Below are 4970 nucleotides of genomic sequence, written 5' to 3'. Positions count from 1 at the left end.
GATATCTGTCGTGAGTTGGCGCATCTGCTCGGCGGTCAGTCCGATACCGGGCATCAGGCCGAAGGCGCTGGCGACGGCTACGCCCTGGCTCATCAGCGTCTGGTATTCCTCCACCTGACTGGTGTGCCCGGCGAGGAACGTCCTGCCCGTCAGTTGGGTGATCTGGTCGCGGACCAGCTTCTGCTCGTAGAAGCCATCGCCAAGACGCTTCTGCGTCATCTGCGGATCGATGCCCAAGGCTCCAAGCATGTAGTCGCTGGAGAGGAATCGCGAGTATTGCGTGAAGCGCGGGTCCGTGGCGACGAGGTAGGTGTCGCCCGGCACCGAACGAATCGTGTACAGCCCGTTGGTCGGCAGGGTGAGGTTCGGAACGCCTCCCCCAGGTGCCGCGCCGGCGGCCAATCCAGTACTGCCGTCGCCACCGCCCGTCACCGTCGCCCCCACGGTATCCACCGACCTCACGCTGACATCCGGGGCGCTGGTCTTCACCGCCTGATTCGCCGTGGCGATGGCCGCGAGCGCCGCCACAGTGGTGGGCGCCTGCCGCGTGCTCGGATGGGGAACGACCTCGGTCTTGCTGCTGTACCCAGTTCGCTGGTGCCAGTAGAACGTAGAGGTGTCCTGCGTCGTGATCTTTTGCTGCAACACCGTGCCGACATCCTCGACCTTCCCGGCAACACGCACGAGGTTCGCACCCGCTGCCATGGTCGATGACTGGTTGAAGATGCTGCCGCCCTCGCCATTGATGCGGATGTTGCCGCCAGCCTGGATCTTCGCGGCTTCGGTGGCGCTGATGAGCCGGTCCGTCGCCGTTGTCGTGACGGTATCGCGAGAAATCTCGGTGTAGTCGGCGCCGAAGTTTTGCTGACGCACATCGTCCGGCCGGATGTGGATGTTCGGGTCCCAATCGGGCCAGAAGGTGATGCTGTAGGTGTCGCCGTTGTCGAGGATCGCCTCGTAATACTGCGTCGCGCGCGTGGCGATCGGGCGTGAGCAGATGCCGGTTTCGGCGTTGCAGTTGCTTGGCAGTCCGACGCCCAGACGATATTCCTCGATTGGGGATTCCGTGAAGGAGAGCGTCCGCTTGTCGGTGTCGAGTTTGGTGACGGTCGATTTGTCGACGGTCACCGTGATTGGCGTGCGCAGTGCGTTTGTCTGGGGCGTGCTGACCGGCGCGCGACCGGTGCCCCATGTCCAGCCCGGAAAGGTGATGCTGCGGTGCCAGTTCAACTCTCCGTCCGGAAGACCCGCCTGCCAGAGCCTGAGCGTCTTCACCGCCATCTGCACTGGCGTCCCCGCTTCGGTCACGATGCGCGTGCGTGTATTGCGAACGTCCTTCGCAGCGATGTCGATGTCGCCCTCGGCCTCGATCGTCGCGGATCGGTTGACCAGTTCGCCCACCTGGTTGCGCAGTAGACCCGTCTCGGGATCGCGCTCGCCGTCGCGGGCCACCTGCAGGTTGCCTGCGCTGTAGAGCGTGGCGCCATCGAGGTTCTGCACGGAGTCGGCGGCATAGACATGCAGGTTCCTCACCGCCGCGACCAGCGCAGCCGGCCCGTGGTTGACCACCTCGCTACCTTGCACGGTGACGTCGTTGCCGATGATCGCGCCGGTGTTGGTGGTTGTCGCACTGCGGGTCTGGACGGTATCGCCTTCGATGCGGCCCGCATTGGCGAGCGATTGCGACGCTTCGACTGTGGTGCGCGTGCCAACCATGCCGGCGCCCGCGGCATTCACGACCTCTGCACCTAGCACGGTCAGGCCGCCGACTGCTGCGAGCGTGCCGGTGTTGGTGAGCTTGCCGGTGGTCGAGACGCGCATGTCGCCATCGGCCCGCAGCCTGTTGTTCGCGTCGTTCTCGTAGTTGCCCGCGACGTCCAGTGACAGGTTGCGCGCCGCCGCGATCTCGCCGCTTCCCGAGATCGCGCCCGCCACGGCCACGTCCCGGTTTGCCTTGATGGTGCCCCGGCGATTGTCGAGCGAGGCGACCTGGAGGCTGACATCGGTGCCGCCGAGGAGTTGGCCGCCAGCGTTGTCGAGCGTGGCGCCAGCGTGGTCGAACGTGAAGCCCCTGCCGCCGAGGAAGATACCGCCGCGATTGCTGACGGCCATCGCGCCGTCGAGCCGCAGCTCACCGGCAGCCTGTACCGAGCCGTCGTCGTTGTCGAAGCGGCCCGCCGAGGCGATGGTGGCAGTGTCCTGGGCGCCGATCTTTCCACCCCGGTTCGACACGCTCCCGGCCGTCAGCGCCAGTGCGCCCTGGCTCGCCATCTGGGCCCGGTCGTGGAGCAGGGCGCCTCGAGCGGAGGCGGACAGATTTCCGCCCGATATGCTTGTGGCGCCCGTCAGGTCGAGATCGGCCGCGCCGGCCTGCAAGTCAAGATTCCCGCCAGCGGTGCTCTGGCTGCCCGCGAGGTCGAGTCCCGCGCCTTGCAGCAGCACGTTGCCACTGGCCTGGTTCTGGCCCGTAGCGGCGAGCTTGCCGGTGGTGGCGGTCACGCTGAGGTCGGCCGGCGAGGCGACTGTGCCATCGGGGCTCACGCCCGCGGCCAGCGTGCCGGTGGATGCCACACTGCCGCCGGTGGCGGAGAGCCGCCGCTGCGCCGCCAGCGTGCCGCTGTTCGATAGCGTGCCGTGCGCGTGGATCGACACCTGCTGCATGCCATAGGTCGTGCCGCTGTGCTCGATACCGCCGCGCGAGCGCGCGTCCAGATTGCCGCTGGCTGAAGTCTGCCCGGCCATGACGAGTCGCCCCGCCGACGTCAGCGTCAGGTCTCCGGCCTGCGCCGCTGCCACCCCGCGCAGTGACACGCCCACGCCGTGCTCGGTGGATGCCAGCAGGATCTTGTTGGCGTACATCCCGCCGAGCTCGGCCACGTCGATGCCGATGGACGGGGCAGGGCCGGCGCCGTCGATTGGCGTAGCCGCGAGCGTGTCGCGGCTGACCTGGTTGGCGCCGCCGATGACGTTGAGTTGGTTCGCATACGTCGCGGCATTGACATGCACCGCGCGCGCGATGAGATCGATCCGATCGACATGGGCGGCATTCAGCCCGTCTCCGCGCACCGCGATCTGGCCGCCAGTCACCCGGAATGCATCCAGGCTGCCGCTGCCGCCGTACATGGGCGTGCCCGTGGTCAGCGTGGCGCGGCTGGTGTTGATGAAGCCCGCACCTTCGACGAGGATGCCGGTGGGGTTGGCCACGATCACCTCGCTGCGCGGCCCCGCCACTTCGAGGTAGCCCCGTAACTGGCTTGGGTTCGAACTGGTGACCTGATTGACGATGATCCGCGCGGAACCGCCTGGCAGCAGGTTGGCGTTGCCGTTGATGAAGCCGGCCTGCTGGGTCGGCACGGCGGTCGGCGAGTTGTTGAGAATGACACCCGACCTCGGCACGTCGAACCGCGTGTAGTCGTTGATGGAGACCCCGGCGCCCGACGGCCGCGTGATATCGATCTGGGGCAGTCCGTTCGCAGTCTGGCCGATGGTCGGGCGATGCGGGCCAGCGTGGGTGTCCGCCACCACCTGCGCCCACCCGTGCACCGGCACGCCCGCTGCAATCCAGGCCGAAAGCGCCAGCCACCGGAGGATGAAACGCACGGGAGGCGCGCCAGCGCAGTCCGATTGGACCCGGCTGCCACCATCCCGGCCTTTACCTCGGCTCACGGCGCATTCCTCCACGGCCATGAGCATGCGGCGATGCGGGTTGAAGACGAGACGGTAGCGACTGCGGTTCATAGGTTCGGCCATGCGTGTAGTGCGGGATGGCGCGGACTGTAACCGGCGGGTTGCTGGTCAGGACTTAACGACGATCAAGGCATCTGGAATCAGTTATTTTGGATTTTTTTCTATTTACATCAACCGGTTAGGCGGAAAGCGGGAGCGGCAGCAGCATCTTATTATTCAATTAACCGCCCAGCGCATTGAACGACTACGAATGCCGGGACGAAAAAAATCCCGGCTGCCTGCGTACAGGGGCCGGGGTTTGAATCGATACCTTTGGATCGGCACCGAGGAGACATGGGTACGGTGCGGGCGACGAGGGCTTACGGTGTCGCCACCGTTGGCGAAGCGTCTTGCCATCCGAAGGAAAAGAGCAGGGCGCTTGGCCAACGGACCGGCCGGAGCCGGTTCGCTGGAGCTTACTGAAGCTTAGGCAGCAGCCGTCGGCTTCTTGGCAGCCGTGCGCGCAGTGGCGCTGGCTTGCTGGGCAGCCTTCGAAGCGGCCGTGGCGGCAGCCTGGAAGTTGCTTTCGGCCATTTCAACAGCTTGCTTCGTGGCCTTCTGGACCGACTCGTAAGCGTTGTTGGCAGCCGAGATGGCCGACTTCACGATGGCCACGGTCGATTCCGAACCGGCCGGGGCGTTCTTGGCGAAATTGTCGACCAGGGCTTGCACGTTCTTCGAGCCTTCGGCCAGTTGGGCTTCCGCTACCTTGGTGAACTCGCTTTGGGTTTCCGAAGCGATTTCATACAGGTGGCGCGTGTAGGCCAGGGTCTTTTCGGCAACCGGCTGAACCAGCGCGGCCTGGATGGTCAGGAATTCCTGTGCGTCCTTGGCCGACAGTGCCTTCTTGGCGTTGTCGACGTTTTCGGCGAACGTTGCCTTGACCACTTGCAGGTTCAGCTCGACCAGCTTTTCCACGCCTTCAAAGGCTTTCGAGGTCAGACCAAACAGGGTCTCGAGGTTGGCTTTTTGTGCGGCTGCAACTTGTTCCGGGGTCAGAATCATGCTGGTCTCCAGTGGTGAACTTCAAGGTCTAGCAAAGTGAAATTAAGCCGCCCAGATGTCAAAGCCATGACTTGTTTGTATCTTGGCTAGCCCGAGCGTATGTCCGTTTGTCAGCGCCGCGTCCCCGGCCTTTTATTGGTCCTGAGGGCTTTGATGCGCCGCAACAATTCCAATTCTAAGAATTCGGCGATAGGTGTCAAGCGGTTTTTGTGCATCGCACAAAAAATAGAGGGTGGGTG

The 4970-nt window shown here is 64.7% G+C and carries 2 protein-coding genes; both read right to left on the bottom strand.

The window, feature by feature from the left end:
• On the bottom strand, positions 1 to 3750 hold a 3750-nt coding region (locus tag FFS21_RS31520; protein WP_249359769.1), incomplete at its 3' end, for a two-partner secretion domain-containing protein.
• Positions 3751 to 4152: 402 nt separating this feature from the next.
• Positions 4153 to 4731, bottom strand: coding sequence for a TIGR01841 family phasin PhaP1 (gene phaP1, locus FFS21_RS31515; protein WP_137928596.1), 579 nt, complete (start codon positions 4729 to 4731; stop codon positions 4153 to 4155).
• Positions 4732 to 4970 lie beyond the last annotated feature (239 nt).

Origin of the sequence: Cupriavidus sp. 2SB (assembly GCF_005503625.1) — a bacterium.
Classification (GTDB): Bacteria; Pseudomonadota; Gammaproteobacteria; order Burkholderiales; family Burkholderiaceae; genus Cupriavidus.
This window is presented reverse-complemented; position numbering and strand designations above follow the sequence as displayed.

What these genes read in the sequence shown, in the direction of transcription:
- phaP1 (WP_137928596.1), bottom strand. Translation starts at nt 4,731, where the DNA reads ATGATTCTGACCCCGGAACAAGTTGCAGCCGCACAAAAAGCCAACCTC.